The organism is Subtercola boreus, from assembly GCF_003399635.1.
GTDB lineage: Bacteria > Actinomycetota > Actinomycetes > Actinomycetales > Microbacteriaceae > Subtercola > Subtercola boreus_B.
In genome coordinates, this window is record NZ_NBXB01000004.1 from 34,328 (window position 1) to 55,673 (window position 21,346).

Below are 21,346 nucleotides of genomic sequence, written 5' to 3' on the forward strand. Positions count from 1 at the left end.
GGAAGGGTCAGCGCTCTCGGACGGAGACGATGTAACCTGCAAAGTCCTTCTTCGCGAGGCGAGGTGTTTCGCTGGGGGTGCTGGTCATAGCCTGCAGAACTGTTGACCCCACAACGGGCCTTGAGATCTTCATCTGGGGATCCGGCGTGCCGTAGGAGCAGTGTGCTGCCTTGATGCCGAGAACTGTCGCGTTGACCGTTCGGCTGGTGGGGCCGTCGTGATGCTCTTCCGAGTACCGTATCGACTCGGCCAACCCCGTACCTAGCGTCGCGCTGAGCCACTTCTTATCGGCACCGTTGACGGCCCAAGTGACGTCGTCTCCGACCGAGAACGGATCTCCACAGCACTCGTGCTGCCACCCATCGACCCAGATGAAAAACTCCATCCCCCATTATAAGTGAGGAAACTGCAGTTTAGTGCTGGGCGCCGAGGGCGGCGTCGACGATGACTTTCGCTTCGGCCTGCACCTCCTTGAGGTGCTCCGCACCGAGGAACGACTCGGCATAGATCTTGTACACGTCTTCGGTGCCCGACGGGCGCGCGGCGAACCAGGCGTTCTCGGTGACGACCTTCACGCCGCCGACGGGGGCATCGTTTCCCGGCGCCCTGCTCAGCTTCGCGATGATCGGTTCGCCGGCGAGGGTCGAGGCGGGGATGTCGTCGCCGTCGAGCTTCGCCAGCTGCGCCTTCTGCGCCTTGGATGCCGCGGCGTCGATCCGCTCGTACACCGGATCGCCGAACTTCTCGACGAGGTCGGCGTAGTGCTGCGACGGCGTCTTGCCCGTGACCGCCAGGATCTCCGAGGCGAGCAGTGCGAGGATGATGCCGTCTTTGTCGGTGGTCCAGACGGTTCCGTCGAAGCGCAGGAACGAGGCTCCCGCCGACTCCTCACCGCCGAACGCCACACTTCCGTCGATGAGGCCGGGCACGAACCACTTGAAGCCCACCGGAACCTCCAGAAGCTGCCGACCGAGCGAGGTCGCCACCCGGTCGATCATTGTCGACGACACGAGGGTCTTGCCGATCGCGGCCTCCGGCCGCCACGACGTGCGGTTGCTGTAGAGGTACTGGATCGCCACGGCGAGGTAGTGGTTCGGGTTCATGATGCCCGCGTCGGGCGTGACGACACCGTGCCGGTCGGCATCCGCGTCGTTGCCCGTCGAGATGTCGTAGTCGTGCCGACGCTCGACGAGCGATGCCATCGCGTAGGGGGAGGAGCAGTCCATGCGGATCTTGCCGTCCCAGTCGAGCGTCATGAACGCCCACTGCGGGTCGACCGTGGTGTTCACGACCTCGAGGTTCAGACCGAAGCGTTCCCCGATGAGCTCCCAGTACTCGACGCTGGCCCCGCCTAGTGGATCCGCGCCGATGTGGATGCCCGACTTCGCAATGCGCGTCATGTCGATGACGCTCGGCAGGTCGGCCACGTAGTGCTCGCGGAAGTCGTAGGTGTCGCTCGGGGTCGCCTCCCCCCGGAGCACCTCGACGAGGCCTGCCTCGATCAACTCGTTGGCGCGGGCCGCGATCCATCCCGTCGCGTCGGAGTCGGCCGGCCCACCGTGCGGGGGGTTGTACTTAAAGCCACCGTCGCGGGGCGGGTTGTGGCTCGGCGTGATGACGATGCCATCGGCCCGGTCTGAGTGCCCTGAGGCGGCATTGTTGTAGCGCAGGATCGCATGCGACACCGCGGGCGTCGGTGTATAGCTGTCGCGCGAATCCGTCCACACCGTCACGTGGTTGGCGTTCAGCACCTCGAGGGCGGTGTCTTCAGCCGGCTTCGAGAGCCCGTGGGTGTCGCGCCCGATGAAGAGGGGACCCGTGATGCCCTGCAGCGCGCGGTACTCGACGATCGCCTGCGTGATCGCCAGGATGTGGTTCTCGTTGAACGCCGTGTCGAGCGACGAACCGCGGTGTCCGCTGGTGCCGAAGATCACCTTCTGCTCCGGGTTCGTCACATCGGGCTTCAGCTCGTAGTACGCCGCCACCAGGGCATCGACATCGACAAGGTCTTTGGGGAGGGCCTGCAGCCCGGCGCGCTCGTTCATGCCTTCATCTTGGCATTCGGCGGCTCCACCCGGGGAGCTCTTGCGGCATCTGTGCAAAAGTGGTCTCCCCCTCCGCCTGTGGAGGAGAAGACCACCCGCAAATGAAGCCGGGCAGGGCCTCGCGGCTACTCGACCACGTGGATCGTGACGGTCGCCGCATCCGTTCCGTCGCCGCGCTGCTCGGCCAGCTTGTACTGGAACGTGAGGTCGCCGGTGAAATGACGCCCCGGCTCGATCGTGAGTTCGCCGTGCTCCCCGATCCGGATTGCGCCGTCGGCTTCCACGCCCTCACTCAGCACGAACCAGCCCGCCGTTCCACCGGGGAACGTGTCGTTGGCCATGAGGCCGTGCTCGGCATCCAGAGTCGTGCGCGTCTCCACCTGTACCGTGAATTCGTCGTCGACTGGTGCAGCCTTGTCGACGACGTTCACAGTGATCGCCGTCGGAGCGCTGGCAATTCCACCTTCGTTCCGTGCGAGCACGTAGACGGTCTCCTCGCCGTGAAAGTCTGTGGTCGGCGGCACATAGCGCACCGTGTCATCCGAGATGCTGAGCTTCTTGATGTCTCGACCGACGGGCACAAACACTTCGAGAGAAGAGTCCGACGCAACAGCGCAGTGCAGTCCCGCGAGGACCGTCGGCTTCGACCCGGCAATGGCGACCGGATGCCCGTCGGCGCTGTCCGGCGTCGTGCACACCGGCGCCTCGGGAGTGACCGCGACCTCGGCCCTGGTCGAAGCGTCGTTGATGAACGCCGTGATGCCCACCCCTGTATATCCCTCGACGGTGAAGTGCATCGGGACGGTTACGACATCTCCCGCGTTCATGTGCGGAATGAGATACGAGAGCGCGTGCTTGTCGGAGTTGGGTAGCTTGACCCAATTTCTCGGAATGGAACTCTCGTCGGGCTGCCCCACGCCACCCAGCTGCAGCCTCACCAGGGTTGAACCGGAGGTGTTCGCCCAGGCAGTGGCGGAGTAGTTCAGGCGTCCGCCCTTCGTGACGACCGCGTCAGGGCTGACCGTTGACGATGCGGTCACGGAGTTCGCCGGCTCGATGGCGGTGTCTGGATCAGCCGAGGTCAAAAAGCCACGGGACGTACCGATGTAGGTGCCGAGTCCGCCGATGCCCTTTCCGTCGTTCTTGTACCAAGAGACCTGGGGTACATTGACTTCCCCAGCTGACGTATACGTATAGAGCGCCTCGGCCGTGTATTTCGGAAACACGACGGTCGTCTTGAAGCAACCGGAGGTAGTTGTGCAGCTCAGAGTGTCGTCCTCGACCCAGCTCAGAACGCTTCCACGGTTTGCCTGAATCTTCAGTTGAGAGAGCGAGGCGTTGTCGATCCCCGCGTGGGGGGCTTCCGCCGTCGAACGGGCGCAGAGATTTGATCCCGTTGAAGTGGGAGTGCAGTTGTATCCCGAATCGGATGAAGGGAAGAGTTTTGTGTTGTTCAGGACCTCCCACGGGCTGAAGTCCTTCGTGTCGGTGTACATCGAGCGGTCATAGCCCCAGACCCACCCGGTCGGATCGCCCGAAGCGGTTCCCGCGATGCCCTTGAATCCGCAACCGATCTCGAGTTCCAGCCCGGATCCGCCGCCCATCTTGCAGGCGATGGGGCGATGCTTGGGCACCCAGTTGTCTGAATGGCCACCGGCCGCGGCGGACATCCCACCCCCGGACGCAATAAGGCCTACCGCCAGAAGCAGCGCGACCGCCGGCCCTGCCACCATTTTCGACAACTTCATCAGTGCTTTCCTTATCGTTCGGCGCTCAACTTGAGCTTTGATCTGCCGGATGTAGGCAGTGTTCCTATGAAGGGAGAGTGGGCAGGAACAGATTCATTACGTCAGTTCGGTGAATTTCAGCGAAACGTAAGGATTGCGACGATGTAAGCCGTGCGCGTGCCACCCGAACGGGGGCCAATTGGCGCGCCCAGTAGGCTCGGAACATGCCAGACAGCCCACCCAGCCCGCCGACGCGCACCTACAGCTACCTCGGCCCCACCGGCACCTTCACCGAGGCGGCACTCGCCCAGGTTCCCGAGGCCGCGGGCCAGACCTGGAAGAGCGTCAACAACGTGGGCGAGGCATTCGACGACGTCACCAGCGGACGCAGCGTCGCCGCGATGATCGCGATCGAGAACTCCGTCGAGGGTGGCGTGAGCGCCACGCAGGATGCGCTGGCGAGCATCCCGAATCTCCGCATCGTGGGCGAATACCTGGTCAGGGTGCAGTTTGCGCTGGTCGCCCGCCCCGGCATCGAGCTGAAGGACGTGAACGTCGTCAACGCGCATCCTGTCGCCTACGCGCAGTGCCGCGGCTGGCTGGAGGCGAACCTGCCGACCCACGGGCACATCCCGTCGACGTCGAACGTCGCCAGCGCGCTCGCCCTGTTCGAGAACGACCTCGCGGATGCCGCGATCGCTCCGCCCCGCATCGTCGACCACCACGAGCTGAACGTGCTGGCCGAGAACATCGGCGACAACCAGAACGCGGTGACGAGGTTTGTGCTCGTCAGCCGCACCACGCATCTGCCCGAGCCGACGGGTGCTGACAAGACGAGCATCATCGCCGAGCTGCCGACCGATCGTTCGGGCGCGCTGCTCGAGCTGCTCGAACAGTTCTCGACGCGTGGGGTGAACCTGAGCCTGCTGCAGTCGCGGCCCATCGGCGACGCCCTCGGGCGGTACCGGTTCATCATTGACGCCGATGGGCACATCCTCGACGAGCGGGTCGCGGATGCCCTACTGGGCGTTCGCCGGTTCAGCCCGCGCGTGATCTTCCTCGGGTCGTATCCGCGGGCCGACCTGGCGCAGGTCGAATACGTCGACCGTTACGACGACGGGGTCTTCATCGAGGCGCGCGACTGGCTGCGCTCGCTGGTGAGCGGCGAGCCCGGCGCCTGAGCCGGGCGGGTGCCGCGGGTGCCGCTGGCGGGGCGGTCAGACCCGCACCCGCAACGCGCCCGGGTCCACCCAGATGTGGAGTTCGGATGCCTCGCCGAACTCGTCCCCGTCGAGCTGGATCTCCTGCGGCGACTCGAGCTTCAGCCGCAGGTCGGTGCCCTGCGCGTAGACCACGTCCTTCACGTCGGGGGAGATCTCGATGAGCCGCCGGCCGGCTGCGGACTTCGCCAGCACACCGTTCTCGATCGTCACCTTGTTCCACGCGCGGATCCAGCCGAACGGCCCCTGCGGGCGCAGCGCCATGAAGTCGAGCACACCGTCGTCGGGTTTCGCATCGGGCATCAGCAGGATGCCCCCCGGCAGGAGCCCGCAGTTGCCCGCCATTACCGAGTGCGACGACACGTCGCGCCACGGTTCCTCGCCGTCGATCGACACCGCCATCTTGATGGAGTGCAGTTCGGGGAGCGCCCGGATGCCGCCGTCCACGTAGGCGAGCCATCCGACAGCTTTCTTGAGCTTCGTGTTGGTGTTCGCAATCATCTTTGCGTCGATACCGAGCCCCGCGATCACCAGGAACACGTGAGTGGATGTCGCGGCGGCACCGGCTGGCCCGAACTCGATGAGCCCCAGGTCGATGTCGCGGTCGTAGCCGGTGAACATCAGGCCGATGCCCTCGTCGAAGTCCATCGTCAGGTCGAGGTTGCGGGCAAGCAGGTTGCCTGTGCCTGAGGGCAGCAGGGCGAGGGGCACGCCGCTTCCGCGCAGGGCTTCGGCCACGGCGCGCACCGTGCCGTCACCGCCCGCGGCCATGACGACGTCGGCCCCGTCGGAGATCGCCCTGGCGGTGACGAGCTGTCCGGCATCCTCGACCGTAGTCTCGTACCAGAGTGTTTCGCCCCAACCGGCCGCAGAAGCGTGGCGTTCGACAGCTTCACGGAGCTTCGAAGCGTCCACCTTGATCGGATTCAGCACGACGGCGGCGCGTTTGGGACCGCGCTCTTCTGCGGGATGCTCTGCGACGGCCACAAGTCATAGGGTAGGGCATCGCTAAGATTGTGCAGGTGATCGATCCTGTACTCCTGCGCGAGAACCCCGACCTCATCCGGCAGTCCCAGGCGGCCCGCGGCGACTCGGTCGAGTTGGTCGACCGCGCTCTGGCGGCGGATTCCGAGCGCCGCGCTGCCATCGGCGAGTACGACAACCTGCGCGCCTCGCAGAACGTCTTCGGCAAGCGGGTGGCCGCGGCTCCGAAAGACGAGAAGAAGGCCCTCGTCGCTGAGGCGCAGTCGCTCGCTGCGAGCGTCAAAGAGGCGAACCAGCGGGTGCAGGATGCCGAACTGAGCTTCACCGAGCTCGCCGGCGCCATCGCCAACCCTGTGCTCGCAGGCGTTCCCTCCGGCGGCGAGGAGAACTTCATCACGCTGCGCGAGGTCGGCGAACGCCCCACGTTCGACTTCGAGCCCCGCGACCATGTCGAGATCGGTGAGCTGGTGGGGGCCTTCGACCTCGCCCGCGGTGCGAAGGTCAGCGGTGCGCGCTTCTACTTCCTCACCGGGATTGGCGCGCGCCTCGAGCTGGCGCTGATGAACTACGCCCTGCAGAAGGCCCTGGATGCAGGCTTCACGCCGATGATCACGCCGACGCTGGTGCGCCCCGAGATCATGCGCGGAACCGGTTTTCTCGGCGAGCACGCCGATGAGATCTACTACCTCCCCGCCGACGACCTCTACCTCACGGGCACGAGCGAGGTGGCGCTCGCCGGGTTCCACTCCGACGAGATCCTCGACCTGGCCGACGGGCCGTACCGCTACGCCGGCTGGTCCACCTGTTACCGCCGTGAGGCCGGCTCGGGCGGAAAGGACACCCGCGGCATCCTGCGCGTGCACCAGTTCAACAAGCTCGAGATGTTCTCATACGTACTGCCCGAGGAGGCAGAGGCCGAACACCTGCGCCTGCTCGGCTACCAGGAGGAGCTGCTCACCTCGCTCGGCCTCAACTACCGCGTGATCGACGTCGCGGCCGGCGACCTCGGCTCGTCTGCCGCGCGCAAGTACGACATCGAGGCGTGGGTGCCGACGCAGGGAACATTCCGTGAGCTGACCTCGACCTCCAACTGCACCACGTACCAGGCGCGGCGACTGGATGCCCGGTACCGTACCGAATCGGGCAAGACCGCACCCGTGGCGACCCTGAACGGCACCCTCGCGACGACCCGCTGGATCGTGGCTCTGCTCGAGACGCACCAGCAGGCCGACGGATCGGTTCGCGTTCCCGAGGTGCTGCGCCCTTACCTCGGCGGCCTCGAGCTCATCGAACCGCTGAATGGGCGGCGCCCGTGAGCGCCGAGCGCCCGGCGGACCTGCCGTACGGGGATGCTGAGGAAGCGGCGGCGGAGGCCGCGCGCGGCGGTGCCGGTGACGTGCCGATGGTCGACGAGACCGTTTCGGCGGATGCCAGCGCCGAGCGGCCCGACTTCGCCGCGCGACCGGGGCAGCTCGACCTGCCGCGTGAGGCCGTCGAAGACGCGCCGGGGTCTGCCGGGCATCCGGAGACCAATCCCCTCCGCACCGACCGCTGGCTCGTCGCGCTCGACATCGACGGCACGGTGCTCCACGAAGACGGGTCCATCTCCGACGGTGTGATCGGCCAGATCGCGCGCCTCACCGGCCTCGGCCACGAGGTGATGCTCGCGACCGGCCGGTCGGTCGCCGCGACGCTCCCCGTGCTCGACCTGCTGGGCATCACCCCCACCTATGTCGTCTGCTCCAACGGTGCCATCACGCTGCAGCGCGACCCGGATGCTCCCCTCGGCTATCGGCGGGAGATCGTCGAGACGTTCAATCCGGGGGCGGTGCTGACGCAGATCCGCTCGCACCTCGAGAACGGGCACTACGCGGTCGAGGATGCGGACGGGTACTTCCGGTACACGGGGGAATTCCCGAACGCTCCTGCGAACATCGGGGGCGAGGCCGTGACGTTCGACGAGCTTCTCGACGTGGAAGCGACCCGTGTGGTCGTGATCTCGCCCGGACACGATATGGATGACTTCCTCACCATCGTCGAGACGATGGGCCTTCACCGGGTCTCGTACTCGGTCGGCTGGACGGCGTGGCTCGACATCGCGCCCGACGGCGTCAACAAATCCACCGCGCTCGAGCGCGTCCGACAGCTTCTGGGCATCCGGTCGTCTCAGGTGCTCGTCGCTGGCGACGGTCGGAACGACATCGAGATGCTGACCTGGGCTGCGGTGGATGGTCGTGCTGTCGCCATGGGCCAGGCGCCCGACGACGTGAAGGCCGTGGCCTCGGAGGTGACGTCTTCGCTGGATGACGACGGGCTCGCGGAGGCGCTCGCGACGCTCGTCTGATGGCTGTTGCCTCGAGAATTGCGGATTGCTCACTTAATGAGCTAACCTCACCTGCATGAACCGGATTCTCCTCCTTGCAGTCCCCGCTCTCTGCGCACTCGTCCTCGTCGGCGGAGCTTCCGCTTCCGCCATCACCGGTACGCCGGTCGTGACGGATCCCTTGGTGACGCTGTCGGGTTCAGCGCCCACCGCCGTGGTCCCGACAGCGAACGGCGGATTCTTTGCGCTCAACAGCGGACTCGACAGTGTCATCGAGTACAACGCAGCCGGCCAGCAGATCGGGGCGAAGGCCACGGCGCTGCTGCCCGTGGGTGCGAAATCGAGCGCAATGGTGAGCGACCTGTTCGGCTCGCTGTACGTTGCGAATCCCGGCGGGGCCAAGCCTTCGGTGTCGCGAGTCGACATCAAGACGGGCGTCATCACCCCGATCTCGTTGCCTGCCGCAGATGTTCCTGTCTCCCTGGCGATCAGCTCGACGCGCGATGTCTTCGTGACGAAGAAGAACGACCAGGTGACTCGAATCAGCCCGACGAACGTCGTGACTCTCGAGTTCGGGAAGCTCCCGGCCGGTTCCGACCCGCGTGGCATCGTGACGGACGCCGCGGGCAATGTCTACACCGCGAACCACGGCAGCAATACGATTTCGAAGATCACTCCGATGGGCGATGTCTCGGTGTACGCGACACTGGGGGCGGGCGCTGGGCCGACCGGGCTCACGATCACGCCGAAGGGAATCCTCTGGGTGTCGAACGAGGTCAGCGATACCGTCATGTCGTTCGACACGTCGAAGCCGTCGAATACACCGCCCGTCGCCACCTTCAAACTTCCGCCTGCAGCGCACCCCGTGGCGCTTCGGGTCGACGAGTTCGAGAACGTCTTCGTTGCAGACTCGGGAACCAACGCCATCAGCGTGATCGTCCCCGGCAACAAGGCGCCGCAGGCCGTCACGGGAGTGAGCTCTTCTCCAGTAGCACTGGCCCTCTCGACCGACAACAAGCTCCTCATCGCCAGCAAGGATGGCAACACGATCTCGTCGGTCAGCCTGGAGACGAAGATCGGCACCTCGACCATCGGTCCGCTGACGGTCGGGACAGCGTTCGCGGGCACGGCCACGGCGACCGGTGCCGGCGACATTACGTTCTCATCCCCTGACCTTCCGGCCTGGCTGAAGCTCGACCCCTCGACGGGTGCCCTCACCGGCACGCCCACGACAGCGGGCACCTCGTCGTTCACGCTCCGCGCCCTCTCGAGCGTCGGCAGGAGCGATGCTCGCACGGTGACGTTTGATGTGGCCGCCGCGGTCGTCACCCCAACCCCGACGCCCACACCCACCACGGGTGGCGGCACGGTTGGCCAGGGCACGGGTCCTGGATCGGGTGGCTCGGGCTCCTCTGGATCGGGCGGTCACAACACCGGCTACCTTGCCAGTACGGGTGCCTCCGACGTGACACCGTGGGCTGTCACGGGGTCGATACTGAGCTTCCTCGGTCTTGGCGCGCTGGTGCTGCTGTATCGGCGTCGGGCGCGAAGCGACGCCTGAACCCCCTCTGCGGTCGGGCTTCGGCGCCGACCGCAGAAGGGAACGGACGGAGCCCGGTGTAGCTTCATCGCTCTTCGCCGGGCTCGGTTACACTGGAATTTGTCGGCTGGCGTTCGCGCTGATCGGCAAGGAGGGCTGTCCGAGCGGCCGATGGAGCCAGTCTTGAAAACTGGTGGGCAGAAATGTCTCGCGAGTTCGAATCTCGCGCCCTCCGCAGGTAAACATTGGGAACTGCTGGGGGCGCTGCCTCTCGCAGAAGAGAATAATCCCCGCGTTTTGAGGTCCCCGCGAAGTAGTCAGACCCGCACAATTCAGGACATGTGAGCCGCCGTGGACCAGTCGGGCCTGGCGGCTCACACGTCCTGAATTGAGTTCGGGTGCGGGCGCAGCGCGGGTCAGACGCCGCGGAGCGCCAGGTACTTCTCGATGAGCGACTTGGTCGACGAGTCCTGCGCCTCGAGCGCGGCCGCATCACCGCCGACGGCCGGCGTGACCTGCAGCGCGAGCTGCTTGCCGAGCTCCACGCCCCACTGGTCGAACGAGTCGATGCCCCAGATCGTGCCTTCCGTGAACACGATGTGCTCGTAGAGGGCGATGAGCTGACCCAGCACGCCCGGCGTGAGAGCGGGGGCGAGGATCGACGTGGTGGGCTTGTTTCCGGCGAAGACGCGCGCGGGCACAACCGACTCTGCCGTGCCTTCCGCTCGCACCTCGTCGGCCGTCTTGCCGAAGGCGAGCGCCTTGGTCTGGGCGAAGAAGTTGGCCATGAACAGGTCGTGCACGTCCTGCCCGGGTGCAACGCCACCACCGTCTCCGGTCTGGTCCTTCAGCGGGTGGGCCGGGTTCGCGACCGCGATGAAGTCCGCCGGGATCAGCCGGGTGCCCTGGTGGATCAGCTGGTAGAACGCGTGCTGGCCGTTCGTGCCGGGCTCGCCCCAGAAGATCTCGCCGGTGTCGGTGGTGACGGGTGAGCCGTCCCAGCGCACACTTTTGCCGTTCGACTCCATCGTGAGCTGCTGCAGGTAGGCGGGGAAGCGGTGCAGGTACTGCGCATACGGCAGCACCGCATGGCTCTGCGCCCCAAGGAAGTTCGTGTACCAGACGTTCAGCAGCCCCATCAGCGCGGGAACGTTCCGTTCGAGCGGCGTCGTGCGCATGTGCTCGTCGATGGCGTGGAAGCCGGCGAGGAAGCCCTTCCAATTCTCCGGACCGATCGCGATCACGACGGAGGTGCCGATGGCCGAGTCGACCGAGTAGCGCCCGCCGACCCAGTCCCAGAACCCGAACGCGTTCTCGGGGTCGATACCGAACGCCTCGACTTTGTCGAGCGCGGTCGAGACGGCGACGAAGTGCTTGGCGACGGCGCCGGTGCGGTCGTCGTCGCTGTCGCCGATGGCCCCGGATGTCGAGAGCCGCTCCCAGAGCCACTGCCGGGCCAGACGGGCGTTCGTCAGGGTCTCGAGGGTGCCGAAGGTCTTCGACGCCACGATGAACAGCGTGGTCTCCGGGTCGAGATCCTTCGTCTTCTCGTACACGTCGCTCGGGTCGATGTTCGACACGAAACGCGCTTCGAGGCCGGCCTGGGCATACGGCTTCAGGGCCTCGTAGACCATCACCGGGCCGAGATCCGACCCACCGATCCCGATGTTCACCACGGTCTGGATGCGCTTTCCGGTGACACCCGTCCACTCGCCCGAGCGCACCTTCTCTGCAAAGGCGTAGACCTTGTCGAGCGTTGCGTGCACGTCGGCGTCGACGTCCTGCCCGTCGACCACGAAGCCGGCGGGCGGCACCAGGTCGGCACCGCTCTTCGGGCGACGGAGGGCAGTGTGCAGCACAGCGCGGTTCTCGGTGACGTTGATGTGCTCGCCCTCGATCATGGCTCGGTAACGACCGGCGACACCGGCGTCCTCAGCCAGCTGGAGCAGTGCGGCGAGGATCTCGTCGGTGAGGAACGACTTCGACAGGTCGACGGTGAGGTCTGCGGCCTGGAAGGTGAGGCGCGAGGCGCGCGACGGGTCGGCCGCGAACCAGGCGTGGAGGTCGGGCGTGAAGCCCTCGGCGATGCTCGCGAGCGTCTGCCATGCGGCTGACTGGGTGGAATCGACGGGAACGGATTCGGTCACTGTGCACTCCTGAACGCCGGAACGGTGGATGGCCGGGGTCTCCTGCGTCGCCGCAGAACGGGCCTCTCCAACACTATTCCTTCCGGCTGCAGACGGCGCGCGCTGAACGCGACGGGCCTGCTGGTTCTCTGGCCGGCCAGGCGGTCATTCGCGCTCGGCGATGATCTCCGCCGCCAGGCGCCGGCCGACCCGGATCGCGCCGTCGACGTGCTGGTAACCGAGCGCGGCGACGTCGCTGGAGCCGAAACGGATCGGGCCGACCGGCTCGAGCTGCAGGGCGCCGTAGCGGGTGAGGCCGCCGAGGTCGAAGCTGGCGGCGTAGGCGCCCTGCGTCCACTCCTCAGCGGCCCAGTCGCTCTCGTAGTACACGACCGGTTCGAGAGCGGCGGGGCCGTAGTACGCCGCGAGTGATTCGAGGATCGCGCGTTGGCGTTCCGCGGGCGCCAGGGCGAGCATCCGGTCGGCCTTCTCGTCGGAGACGAACCCGACCAGGGTTCCGCGCGTCTCGCCGAAGTTGGTGTTGTCGTAGGCCTCGTGCACCAGCTGGTAGGGGCTGAAGGCGGTGCCCGAGAGGCCGTCGGCGCGCCAGAACGGGGTCTCGTAGGTGGCGTGCACCTTGATGACGAGCCCCAGCGACTGGTGCTGCCAGAGCTGCTGGCGAAGGCGCGGCAGGGGGGGAGCGAAGTCGATGCGCGACTGCAGGTTCGGCGGCACCGCGACGATCACGTGGCGGGCTTCGACCTCCAGCTCGGCGGTGGACACCGTCGCGCCGGTGTCGCTCCATGCGATCGTGCGCACCGGATGCCCGAGCCGGAGATCGGCGTCATCGAGGCGTGCGGCGAGCCGTAGCGGCACCTGCTGGAGGCCGCCCGCGACCCGCTTGTCGAGGATGAAGTCGGCGTCGACGAGGTTGCTGAAGCTGCCGGCACTCGCAGCCATCAGCAGCGCCTGCAGCAGGGAGAACGTGTGCGACGGCTTGGTGAGCATCGCGTCGGCGATGAAGAGGGAGATGTTCTCCCGTGCTTCCGCGTCGTCGGACTGCTGTTCGAGCCAGCTGCGGAAGGAGACGCGGTCGAACTCGGCGGCCCGTTCCTGGGCCCAGGGGGCTGCCGCGTCCGTCGCCGCCACCAGCTCGTCGAGCAGGGCGATCAGCCGCTCGAGTTCGGCCTGCGTGTGCTCGCCGGCCGGGAAGATGTCGCCCGTGAACCGCACGGGTGCGCCGCCAGGCCCGATGTAGACGCTCTGGCCCTCGCGGTACCGGGAGTAGGTGTCGAGACCGAGCTCGTCGAGGGTCTCGATCAGCGCGGTCTGGTCGGGGGAGACCCATTGCCCGCCGAGTTCGAACAGCTGGCCGTCGATGTGGTCGGTCCAGAGGCGTCCGCCGACCCGCTCACGGGCCTCCAGCACGACGACAGTGAGGCCGGCCGCGCGGAGGGTGTTGGCCGCGATGAGGCCGGTGACGCCGGCGCCGATGATGGCGACATCTCGCTGCACGTGTTCCACAGTTGCTCTTCTCGTAAAGTCGGTCGGCGGGCCTGCAGAGCTGCCATCCGGAGGTTGATGCCTACCCCTCCCCAGCGTAGATCAGGCCTCTGTCATGTCGCCGGTCTCGGGCACCCGGCCCGTCGGGCCGTACCGCAGCAGCACTACGCCGTTCTCCGAAGCGGGCTCCGCGGAGAGGAGCTGGAGCGCGGTGGGTGTCCCGTCGTCGGGGAACAGCCGTTTTCCGTGGCCGACGACGATCGGGTAGACCCAGATGTTCAGCTGGTCGAACAGACCCTCGGCCACGAGCGTGCGCGCGAAGTCGATGCTGCCGACCACGTGGATCTGCTCGTACCGGCTGCGGAGCGTTGCGATCTCCGCCGCGAGGTCGGGGCCGAGCAGGTGGGAGTCGCTCCAGCTGAGGTCGGGCGCGCCGCGGGAAGCCACGAACTTCGGGATGGCGTTGAACGTCCGTGCGACAACGAAGTCGGGGCCGGGACCTTCCGTCTGGTGCGGCCAGTAGGCGGCGAAGATGTCATAGGTGCGCCGACCGAGCAGCAGGGCATCCGTCGCCTCGATTCCGGCGAAGATCTGCGTGCCGCTCGCCTCGTCACCGAGCGGCGCCTGCCAGCCGCCGAAGGCGAACCCGCCCGAGCGGTCTTCATCAGGGCCGCCGGGGGCCTGGGCGACGCCGTCGAGGGTGGTGAAGTGGTCGATGTGGATGCTGCCGGTCATGCGCTGCTCCTCCTGTTGGGACACAATGATCCTCAGGCAGGTGCGGGGGCGCAAGGAGGCAGATCATGGGCGTGACGGGAATCGGCGGCATTTTCTTTCGGAGCAGCGATCCGGATGCCCGGGCCGCCTGGTACCGGGAACACCTGGGTATTCCGGCCGGCGCCGAGAGCGTGTGGGAGCAGGAGGCGGGGATGACCGTCTTCGCGCCCTTCCCTGCTGACTCCGCGTACTTCGACGCGGTCCAGCCCTTCATGCTGAACCTCAGAGTGACGGGGCTCGACGAGCTCGCCGGGCGGCTGGCGGCGGCCGGCATCCCCGTCTAGCGGCGGGCCGAGTGGGAGAGCGAGTACGGACGGTTCGTGCGGATCCACGATCCCGAGGGGCTGCCGATCGAGCTGTGGGAGCTGCCCGGCTGAGCGGGCGGAGCTGCCGGGCGTCAGCAGACGGCGGGTGTCGCAGGTGTCGGCGGGCGGTGCGGGTGTCAGGCTGTGGGGTGATCCGCACGGAGCGACGACACAGCGCGCGACAGCAGGTCGCCGAGGCCAGCGCGTTCGACGTCGCTGAACGATGCGGTCATCCGGACTTCGACGGCACGCACGGCGGCGCTCGCCGTGGCGAGCTGGCGGCGGCCCTTCGGAGTGAGTTCGGTCGGGAGCGCGCGGCCGGAGCTGGCGTGCTCGGCCCGGCTGACCAGACCGTCGCGTTCGAGGGCCACGAGGAGCACGTTCATCGACTGCCTCGTGACGAAGGCCCCACGGGCCAGCTCCGAGTTCGAGAGACCGGGGCGTTGCGCGAGGAGCTCCAGGCAGGAGTAGTGCGTGACGTTCATGCCGAGGGGGCGGAGCACGGCCTCCATGGCCGAACGCAGAGCGCTCGACGCCTCCTTCAGCAAGTAGCCGACGGAGGTGGGCAGGTGCACAGTCGCTCGCTCTTGACTCATGTCAATATTCTGACATAGAATCGAGCAGTGTCAGCTAACTGACACTGAAGATCGGACACATCATGCACACCACGTCAGGACCCGGGTTCATCTCCCTCCAGGTTCGGGATATCGAAGCCTCCGCCCTGTTCTACGAGACCCACCTGGGGCTCAGTCGCCAGGCCGGCCCCCCGCACGCCGTCGTCTTCGACACGAAGCCCGCCGCGTTCGCCGTGCGGGACGCAGCCCCCGGCGTCGATCTTGATTCCGTGGCGCAGCTGGGACTCGGTGTCGGAATCTGGATGCACGCCGAGGACTCCCAGGGCATCCACGACGCCCTTGTGGCGGCCGGCGTGACCATCACCTCGGCCCCGGTCGACGGGCCGTTCGGCCGCACGTTCACATTCGCCGACCCCGACGGGTACCAGATCACGCTGCACGACCGCGCATAGTTCCGACCCCGACCGCGGCGACCCCGACCGCGGCTTCTGCCACGGTCATTGCGCGGTCAGTGCGCGGCCGGTGCTTCCAGTGCCTCGCGAACCGTCTGCGGCTCGCGGCCGAGCAGTCCGGCCAGCAGGGGATCGACTCCGGCGAAGCGGCCCTGGGCTGCGGCCTGAAAGGTACCGAGAGTGAAACGCGCCACGAATTCCGGCGTTCCCTGGGCAAGCTGGAGGGCCACCCATTCGTCGTCGCCGACCACCTTCAACTCGACCTCGCGCTCGGCGAGCCTGCTGGCGATGGCGGCGACGTCAGCGAAGGTCGGGGCCGCGGTCGCGGTGAGGGTGGTCTCGCCGTCGTAGCCGCCGTCCGAGGCGAGGATGATCGCCGCGGCTTCGGCCGCGTCGCCACGCGCTGTCCAGGACATCGCTCCGTCGACGGGGATGGTGATGACCCCGGTCTGCCGCCAATCACCGAGCATCCAGGCGAGGGAGTGGGCATAGAAGCCGTTACGGAGCGATGTCCACGCGATGCCGGACTCGGCCAGCAACTGCTCGGTGGCGGCGTGGTCACGCGCAGGGTTGAAGGGGCTGTCGAGGCTGGCGCCCTGGTGGCTCGTGTAGAGGATGCGTCCGACTCCGGCGGACTTCGCGGCGTCGATCGCGGTGCGGTGCAGGGTGACGGCGTCTGCCGTCGGGTCGTTCGACGAGACGAGCAGCAGCTGGTCTGCATCTGCGAACGCAGCGGGCAGGGTCGCGGCATCCGCGTAGTCGCCGTGCCGCACGGTGATGCCGAGGTCGGTGAAACGCTGCGCTTTCGATTCGTCGCGCACGGCGACCGTGATCTCGGCTGCCGGCACGAGGGTGAGGAGGTGGTCGACGGTTGCGCCGTTCAGCGCGCCCGTGGCTCCGGTGATGACGATCATTGGTCTGCTCCAGGTGTTATCGATGATTCGACGTGCAGGCTACCACTGGAATTCCACCGTTAGCAAGAGTGCGCTATCGTTGGAACATGACTGCGCCCGACCTCGCCCCACGCGATCTGCAACGCGCCCGTCTCGTCGAGGTCGCGGCGGGACTGCTCGAGGCGACAGGATCCGACAGCGTCACCACCCGCTCCGTCTCGCAGGCGGCGGGTGTGCAGGCGCCCATGATCTACCGGCTCTTCGGCGACAAGGAGGGTCTGCTCGCCGCTGTCGCCGAGCACGGCTTCGCGACCTACATGGCGAAGAAGCGTCCGCTCGACGCCGATGACGACCCGGTCGAGAACCTCCGCTCCGGCTGGTGCCTGCACATCGGGTTCGGGCTGGCCAATCCCGCTCTCTTCCGGCTCATGCACACGACACTGCTGACGGCGAATGGCCAGCGGGTCGCAGACGCGGGCGGCGAGGTTCTGCGGGAGCGTGTGCGCCGCGTCGCGCGGGCGGGGCGGCTCCGCGTGGGCGAGCGGCGTGCGGTCGAACTCATCCGCGCCGCGGGAACGGGTGTCGTGTTCACGCTGATCGACCAGCCCGAGGCGGAGCGCGACGGAACCCTGGCCGGCTTGGCGTGGGAGGCGGTGTGTGCGAGCATCCTGACCGCAGAGCCGACTGCTGCTTCGGATGACGCCGCCGCCCGCATCGCTGCCGTCACGCTGCGCGCGTCGCTGCCCGGGTTCGACGCGTTCACCTCCGCAGAGCGGGCCCTCCTCGGCGACTGGCTCGACCGCCTCGCCTGACCTCTTCGCGTCTGACATCGCGTCTCCGTCCCCGTCTCCGTCCCTGTCCCTGTTCCTGAGCGTTCCGGGCGGATGTCGGGGGTGCGCGCGAGACTGAGCGCGCACGACAGACCCCGGGATCGGGGCCGACAGAGAGGAACACCGTGGAGTTCGCATCCATCCGCATCATCACCGACGACGTCGACAGGCTCAGCGGTTTCTACGAGACCGTCACCGGAACCACTGCTGCCCGGCCCGCCCCGGTGTTCGCAGAATTCCGCACCGCAACGGGGGTGCTCGCGATCGGCAGCACGGCGACCGTCGCGATGCTCGGCGAGAAGGCGCCGAAGCCGGGCAGCAACGATTCGGTGATCATCGAATTCATGGTCGACGACGTCGACGCCGAGTTCGCCCGGCTGCGCGAGTCTCTGGCCGAGGTGCTGCTCGAACCGACGACGATGCCGTGGGGCAACCGGTCGACGCTGTTCCGGGATCCGGACGGCAACATCGTGAACCTCTTCTCCCGGCCCGCAGCGCCGCAGGGGTAGCGTGGTTCGCATGCCAGACGGGTCTCCGGTCATCCACCGTTTCGACGAGCGCGCTTCGGCCGAGGCGCTCGCCGACCTGCGGGCCCGGCTCGTGGCGACACGGTGGCCGGATGCCGCGGATGCCGCGGGTGCCGCGGGTGCCGCGGACGCAGGCTGGTCGCTCGGCACAGACCAGCGCTACCTCCGCGCGCTGGTCGCGTACTGGATCGACGGGTTCGACTGGCCTGAGGAGGAGGCGAAGCTCGCCCGCCTTCCGCGGTTCCGTGCGCAGGCGGGAGGGCTGGGCATCCACTTCGTGCACAGGCGCGCCGCTCCGACGCCATCGGGCAGGCCGCCCCTCCCCCTTCTGCTGAACCACGGCTGGCCGGACTCCTTCTGGCGTTACTCGAAGGTGATCGAGCTGCTGGCCGACCCGGGCGCGCACAGCGCCGACCCCGACGACGCGTTCGACGTGATCGTTCCCGACATGCCGGGCTTCGGATACTCGGATGCGCCCACCGGCGCGGCCCTCTCTTCGCCCGAGGTCGCCGCCCTCTGGGCCCAGTTGATGCAGGCGCTCGGTCACGACCGTTTCGTCACAGCCGGCGGCGACATCGGCAGTCACGTCTCGCGGTACCTCGCCCTCGACTTTCCGGAGAGGGTGTCTGCAGTGCACCGGATGGATGCCGGACTCCCGTTCTGGGCCGGTGACCCGTCGGAGCTCTCCCCGGCCGAGCGGCAGTGGTTCGAGGCATCCGCCGCCTGGAACCAGGCCGAGGGAGCATACGGTGCCATGCATCGCACGAAACCCCAGACCGCAGCGGCCGCCCTCACCGACTCGCCGGTCGGCCTCGCAGCCTGGATCGTCGAGAAGCTCCACGCGTGGAGCGACGGCGGGGTCGAGGCGTACACGATGGACGAGATCCTCACGAACGTCACGATCTTCTGGCTCACCGGCACCATCGGGTCGTCGATGCGCATGTACAACGCCAACGCCGCCATCCCGGGCGAGCAGCTGGCCCGCCGGGTGGGGGTTCCGTCGGGATTCTCGCTTTTTCCGGGCGACATCGTGCGCCCGCCGCGGGAGTGGATCGAGAGGTCGGCCAACGCGGTGCGCATCACCGAGCCCGCGCGCGGCGGCCACTTCGCGCCCTTCGAGCAGCCGGAACTGTACGCCGCAGAGCTCCGGGAGTTCTTCCGCCCGTTCCGCGCCAGCTGACCCGCCGGATGCCGGACTCGTGGTCATCGGCCACAGCCTCGGCAGCATCACCGCGGTGAAGGCGCTCGCCGGGCTGTCGCGCGGCGGCGCCGGTGGGTGGCAGCTGGCCGGCCTCGTGCTCGTCTCCGGCTTCGATGCTCCCCTCGCCAACCTGCCGGACCTCGACGGATTCACCGCTCGGACGGTCGACTACGCCCCGATCATCCAGAGCACCCGCAGCAGACGGATGATCCTGTCAGACGACGACGAGATCGTCGCTCCCGCGTTCAGCCGCGACCTGGCGGAAGCGCTCGAGGCCGACGTGACGGTGGTTCCGGGCGGCGGGCACTTCCGCACCGCCGACGGGTACACGAGCTTCCCTGAGGTGGCAAGAGCCGTCAGGGCCATGCTGGCCTGGGTTACGATGTGCGGGTAGGCGTTCTGTGTCGCCTGTCGTCCGCCGGTCATCCGTGTCCTGCCTCCCGGAAAGTGGATCCTCAGTGACTGGCGCACGCGAACTCCCCGTCGACAAGACTCTCGGCGGCCGCTACCGGCTCGAGCAGGCGATCGGCCAGGGCGGTATGGCGACGGTCTTCCGGGCGCGCGACGAGGTTCTCGGGCGTGATGTCGCGGTCAAGCTGTTCCACAACAGCGAGGTCGAGGCGGGGCGGCAGGAGGGCGAACTCGCCGTTCTGGCGGGGCTCGACCATCACGCGCTTGTGCAACTGCACGACGCGGGGCTCGACACCGACGACTACGGCCGCTCGCACCGCTACATCGTGATGGCCCTGGTGAACGGCAGCGACCTGCACCAGCGCATCCGCTCGGCCCCGCTGTCGGCGCGGCACATCGCCGAGCTCGGGTACGACATGGCCGAGGCGCTCGACTACATCCACGCGCACAATGTGGTGCACCGCGACATCAAGCCGTCGAACATCCTGCTCGTCGACTACGGCGACGGGTCCACTCGTGCCCGCGCAAAACTCACCGACTTCGGGGTCGCCCTCGCCGACGACGTCGAACGGATGACCAAGGAAGGGGCAACGACCGGAACGGCCGGCTACCTCAGCCCTGAGCAGGCGTCGGGGCGACCCGTGGGCCCCGCGACCGATGTCTACTCGCTCGGTCTCGTGCTGCTGGAGTGCTTCACCCAGCACCTCGAGTTCGCAGGGAGCGTCGTCGAGTCGGCGATGGCCCGGCTCTCGCGCAACCCCCGCATCCCCGAGGGCCTGCCCGAGCACTGGCAGCAGCTCCTGGCTGCGATGACGGCCCGGGATCCGGATGCCCGGCCCAGCCGCCACGAACTCGTGGCCCTGCTCAAGATGCTGGTGATCGCGGAGAGCGGCCGGCACCGCGACGAGGAGCTCGAGCCGCTGTTCCCCGCGGCCGGTTCGACGGCGACGCCCGGCCCGGTGGACCAGCCCGACGTGCTCGACACCCTGCCCGATGAGGCGCTCGACCGGGTGACCGCGATGGCGGCACGGCTTTTCTCGGCGCCCATCTCGCTGGTCAGCATCTCCGACCACGACCGGGTGTGGTTCAAGGCGCACTACGAACCCGACGTGGAACGTGTCGCCCGCGAGCTCGACCTGACGATGAGTTCGGTGCCGTCGGCCGAGCCGGTGGTGGTCGAGGATGCCCGATCAGACCCCCGTACGCGCGAGCACGTTCTCGTGACCGGCCCGCTCGGGATGCGGTTCTACGTGGGAGTGCCCCTGAAACGCGGCGACGGAACCGTTATCGGCACCCTCTGCGTGGTGCACTTCCTGCCCGGCACGGCGACAGCTGCGGAGATCGCGAACCTCCAGGATCTCGCCGCCCTCGTGGTCAGTCAGCTGGAGCTCCGCCAGGTGGGGCTCCGCACCACGACCGAGATCGCGACGGCGATGCCGACGGGCGGGCCGCGCACCTCGGCCTGAGCCGCGAACCGCGGCGTCAGCGCGACTGGCGGCGCTTGCCCGAGCGCGATGCGCCCTTGACGGCGGGCGCGCGGCCCTTGCCCTTTGACGCCTTCGCTTTGCCACCCGGCGGGGGCACATCTGCTGCGGCCGCGGCGGCCGACTTCGCCCACTGAACGAGCGTGGTCGCCAGGAGGGCCTCGCCCGCGGGCGTGAGCGTCGTCGTCGGTGCGGAGTAGTCGAACAGCGGGTACCCGAGCTCGGCCTCGAGCTCTTTGATCGACGCCACGAGCGTCGCCCGCGAGACGCCCTGCGAACGGGCGGCGTGCGCGAAGTTCAGCTGCTCAGCAGCTTCGACGAAGTGGCGCATCAGTTCGCTGTTCACCCGCCCCAGACTACGCCAGCCTGCCGAGGTCGAATCGCGGGAGGCAAGCCCCCGGGCGACAGAGGGCCGGGGCCCGTGGC

The 21,346-nt window shown here is 67.7% G+C and carries 21 protein-coding genes and 1 tRNA gene; 12 read left to right on the forward strand and 10 right to left on the reverse strand.

Annotated elements, in window-relative coordinates:
• Window positions 1–7 precede the first annotated feature (7 nt).
• The 3 genes from B7R22_RS00950 to B7R22_RS00960 all read right to left on the reverse strand — a co-directional run bounded on the left by B7R22_RS00950 (window position 8) and on the right by B7R22_RS00960 (window position 3,793).
• Window positions 8–385, reverse strand: a complete 378-nt coding sequence (locus B7R22_RS00950) for a DUF6578 domain-containing protein (RefSeq protein ID WP_116409958.1) — start codon at window positions 383–385, stop codon at window positions 8–10.
• 28 nt (window positions 386–413) lie between these two features.
• Window positions 414–2,045 (reverse strand): phosphoglucomutase (alpha-D-glucose-1,6-bisphosphate-dependent), encoded by a 1,632-nt coding sequence (gene pgm / locus B7R22_RS00955; RefSeq protein ID WP_116409959.1) that lies wholly within the window; start codon window positions 2,043–2,045, stop codon window positions 414–416.
• A 125-nt stretch (window positions 2,046–2,170) separates the two neighbouring features.
• On the reverse strand, window positions 2,171–3,793 hold the full coding sequence (locus B7R22_RS00960; protein WP_147305261.1) for an Ig-like domain-containing protein: 1,623 nt from the start codon (window positions 3,791–3,793) through the stop codon (window positions 2,171–2,173).
• Window positions 3,794–3,996: 203 nt separating this feature from the next.
• On the opposite strand from B7R22_RS00960, the gene pheA reads away from it, so the two are divergent.
• Complete coding sequence (gene pheA, locus B7R22_RS00965; RefSeq protein WP_116409961.1) at window positions 3,997–4,953, forward strand: prephenate dehydratase; 957 nt, start codon at window positions 3,997–3,999, stop codon at window positions 4,951–4,953.
• 36 nt (window positions 4,954–4,989) lie between these two features.
• On the opposite strand, the gene B7R22_RS00970 is transcribed toward pheA, so the two are convergent.
• The gene (locus tag B7R22_RS00970) at window positions 4,990–5,979 is read right to left on the reverse strand and encodes a diacylglycerol/lipid kinase family protein (protein WP_253258803.1); all 990 of its coding nucleotides are present in this window, start codon (window positions 5,977–5,979) and stop codon (window positions 4,990–4,992) included.
• Between the two features lie 35 nt (window positions 5,980–6,014).
• Between B7R22_RS00970 and serS the strand changes: the two genes are divergently transcribed.
• The 4 genes from serS (at window position 6,015) to B7R22_RS00990 (ending at window position 10,074) form a co-directional block, all read left to right on the forward strand.
• Window positions 6,015–7,292: a serine--tRNA ligase gene (gene serS, locus B7R22_RS00975; protein ID WP_116409962.1), complete on the forward strand. Its 1,278-nt coding sequence runs from the start codon at window positions 6,015–6,017 to the stop codon at window positions 7,290–7,292.
• Complete coding sequence (locus tag B7R22_RS00980; protein WP_367379169.1) at window positions 7,289–8,320, forward strand: HAD family hydrolase; 1,032 nt, start codon at window positions 7,289–7,291, stop codon at window positions 8,318–8,320. Before serS ends, B7R22_RS00980 begins: the two co-directional genes overlap by 4 nt.
• Before the next feature lie 55 nt (window positions 8,321–8,375).
• Window positions 8,376–9,860 (forward strand): virginiamycin B lyase family protein, encoded by a 1,485-nt coding sequence (locus B7R22_RS00985; RefSeq protein ID WP_116409963.1) that lies wholly within the window; start codon window positions 8,376–8,378, stop codon window positions 9,858–9,860.
• A gap of 129 nt (window positions 9,861–9,989) precedes the next feature.
• A tRNA-Ser gene (locus B7R22_RS00990) sits at window positions 9,990–10,074 on the forward strand.
• 181 nt (window positions 10,075–10,255) lie between these two features.
• On the opposite strand, the gene pgi is transcribed toward B7R22_RS00990, so the two are convergent.
• From pgi to B7R22_RS01005, 3 genes are all read right to left on the reverse strand, one after another.
• The gene (gene pgi, locus B7R22_RS00995; RefSeq protein ID WP_116409964.1) at window positions 10,256–11,986 is read right to left on the reverse strand and encodes a glucose-6-phosphate isomerase; all 1,731 of its coding nucleotides are present in this window, start codon (window positions 11,984–11,986) and stop codon (window positions 10,256–10,258) included.
• 144 nt (window positions 11,987–12,130) lie between these two features.
• On the reverse strand, window positions 12,131–13,489 hold the full coding sequence (locus B7R22_RS01000) for a flavin monoamine oxidase family protein (protein WP_116409965.1): 1,359 nt from the start codon (window positions 13,487–13,489) through the stop codon (window positions 12,131–12,133).
• An 81-nt stretch (window positions 13,490–13,570) separates the two neighbouring features.
• A complete protein-coding gene (locus B7R22_RS01005; RefSeq protein WP_116409966.1) occupies window positions 13,571–14,203 on the reverse strand; it encodes a dihydrofolate reductase family protein in 633 nt (210 codons plus the stop codon).
• 65 nt (window positions 14,204–14,268) lie between these two features.
• Between B7R22_RS01005 and B7R22_RS01010 the strand changes: the two genes are divergently transcribed.
• Window positions 14,269–14,526 carry a VOC family protein gene (locus B7R22_RS01010; RefSeq protein WP_253258804.1) on the forward strand — a complete coding sequence of 86 codons (258 nt, stop codon included), beginning with the start codon at window positions 14,269–14,271 and terminating at the stop codon, window positions 14,524–14,526.
• A gap of 158 nt (window positions 14,527–14,684) precedes the next feature.
• Here the strand turns inward: B7R22_RS01010 and B7R22_RS01015 are convergent, their stop codons facing one another.
• Entirely contained in the window at window positions 14,685–15,143 is a 459-nt protein-coding gene (locus tag B7R22_RS01015; RefSeq protein ID WP_116409967.1) for a MarR family winged helix-turn-helix transcriptional regulator, read from the reverse strand.
• A gap of 62 nt (window positions 15,144–15,205) precedes the next feature.
• On the opposite strand from B7R22_RS01015, the gene B7R22_RS01020 reads away from it, so the two are divergent.
• A complete protein-coding gene (locus B7R22_RS01020) occupies window positions 15,206–15,574 on the forward strand; it encodes a VOC family protein (RefSeq protein WP_116409968.1) in 369 nt (122 codons plus the stop codon).
• Window positions 15,575–15,630: 56 nt separating this feature from the next.
• On the opposite strand, the gene B7R22_RS01025 is transcribed toward B7R22_RS01020, so the two are convergent.
• Window positions 15,631–16,488: an NAD(P)H-binding protein gene (locus tag B7R22_RS01025; protein ID WP_116409969.1), complete on the reverse strand. Its 858-nt coding sequence runs from the start codon at window positions 16,486–16,488 to the stop codon at window positions 15,631–15,633.
• Between the two features lie 86 nt (window positions 16,489–16,574).
• Here B7R22_RS01025 and B7R22_RS01030 point away from each other — a divergent pair, with 86 nt between their 5' ends.
• The 5 genes from B7R22_RS01030 (at window position 16,575) to B7R22_RS01050 (ending at window position 20,902) form a co-directional block, all read left to right on the forward strand.
• Entirely contained in the window at window positions 16,575–17,279 is a 705-nt protein-coding gene (locus tag B7R22_RS01030) for a TetR/AcrR family transcriptional regulator (protein ID WP_116409970.1), read from the forward strand.
• A 143-nt stretch (window positions 17,280–17,422) separates the two neighbouring features.
• Window positions 17,423–17,806 carry a VOC family protein gene (locus B7R22_RS01035; RefSeq protein WP_116409971.1) on the forward strand — a complete coding sequence of 128 codons (384 nt, stop codon included), beginning with the start codon at window positions 17,423–17,425 and terminating at the stop codon, window positions 17,804–17,806.
• Window positions 17,807–17,816: 10 nt separating this feature from the next.
• Window positions 17,817–19,004: an epoxide hydrolase family protein gene (locus tag B7R22_RS01040; RefSeq protein ID WP_116409985.1), complete on the forward strand. Its 1,188-nt coding sequence runs from the start codon at window positions 17,817–17,819 to the stop codon at window positions 19,002–19,004.
• A 19-nt stretch (window positions 19,005–19,023) separates the two neighbouring features.
• Window positions 19,024–19,419, forward strand: coding sequence for an RBBP9/YdeN family alpha/beta hydrolase (locus B7R22_RS01045; protein WP_116409972.1), 396 nt, complete (start codon window positions 19,024–19,026; stop codon window positions 19,417–19,419).
• Between the two features lie 64 nt (window positions 19,420–19,483).
• Window positions 19,484–20,902: a protein kinase domain-containing protein gene (locus tag B7R22_RS01050; protein ID WP_253258805.1), complete on the forward strand. Its 1,419-nt coding sequence runs from the start codon at window positions 19,484–19,486 to the stop codon at window positions 20,900–20,902.
• 16 nt (window positions 20,903–20,918) lie between these two features.
• On the opposite strand, the gene B7R22_RS01055 is transcribed toward B7R22_RS01050, so the two are convergent.
• Window positions 20,919–21,266, reverse strand: a complete 348-nt coding sequence (locus tag B7R22_RS01055; protein WP_116409973.1) for a LysR family transcriptional regulator — start codon at window positions 21,264–21,266, stop codon at window positions 20,919–20,921.
• Window positions 21,267–21,346 lie beyond the last annotated feature (80 nt).